The 778-nt window shown below is 74.4% G+C and carries 2 protein-coding genes; one reads left to right on the forward strand and one right to left on the reverse strand.

The window, feature by feature from the left end; genetic code table 11:
* Nucleotides 1–409, forward strand: a 409-nt coding sequence (eda, locus tag CCN72_RS33600; protein ID WP_143664290.1) for a bifunctional 4-hydroxy-2-oxoglutarate aldolase/2-dehydro-3-deoxy-phosphogluconate aldolase, incomplete at its 5' end; no start/stop codon positions are given.
* On the opposite strand, the gene CCN72_RS33605 is transcribed toward eda, so the two are convergent.
* The coding region (locus tag CCN72_RS33605) for a histidine phosphatase family protein (protein WP_208638171.1) at nucleotides 395–778 on the reverse strand (384 nt) is incomplete at its 5' end. The two genes, eda and CCN72_RS33605, sit on opposite strands and share 15 nt — an antisense overlap.

Consider the following 778-nt stretch of genomic DNA (forward strand, 5'->3'; position numbering starts at 1 on the left):
GGTTGCGGCCGGGGCACGGTTCCTCGTCAGTCCCGGGTGGACGGAGGGGCTGCTGGCGGCGATGCGGGGGTGCGGGGTGCCGTTCCTGCCGGGGGTCTCGACCGCTTCGGAGGTCGTGGCGCTGCTGGAGCGCGGGGTGCGGGAGATGAAGTTCTTCCCGGCGCAGGCGGCGGGGGGTACGGCGTATCTGCGGTCGCTGGCCGGGCCGTTGCCGCAGGCGCGCTTCTGTCCGACCGGCGGGATCGGGCCCGGGAACGCCGCGGAGTATCTGGCCCTGCCCAACGTCGGCTGCGTGGGCGGGAGTTGGATGGTGCCGGCGGATGCCGTGGCGGCCGGGGACTGGGCGCGGATCGAAGCGCTCGCGCGGGCTGCGGCCGGGCTGCGCGGGCCGGCGTCAGCGCAGGTGTGAGGTGTCGTTGAAGAGGCGGACGCTCGCGTTGCCGTCGGCGTAGTACGCCACCGCGGAGAGCGAGGCGGCCGAGAGTTCCATGCGGAACAGGGACTCCGGCGGGGCGCCGAGGGCGAGCCGGACGAGCGTCTTGATCGGCGTCACATGGGTGACGAGCAGGACGGTGCGGCCCGCGTGCGCGGTGACCAGCTCGTCCTTGGTGACGGCGATACGGGCGGCGACCTCGGCGAAGCTCTCGCCGCCGCCGGTGGGACGGGCGGCGGGGTCGGCGAGCCAGGCGTTCAGGTCGTCCGGGTAGCGGTCGCGGACCTCGCCGAAGGTCAGGCCCTCCCAGGCACCGAAGTCCGTTTCGCGCAGGCCGTCCTCGAC

The organism is Streptomyces murinus (genome assembly GCF_002154555.1).
Taxonomy (GTDB): domain Bacteria; phylum Actinomycetota; class Actinomycetes; order Streptomycetales; family Streptomycetaceae; genus Streptomyces; species Streptomyces murinus.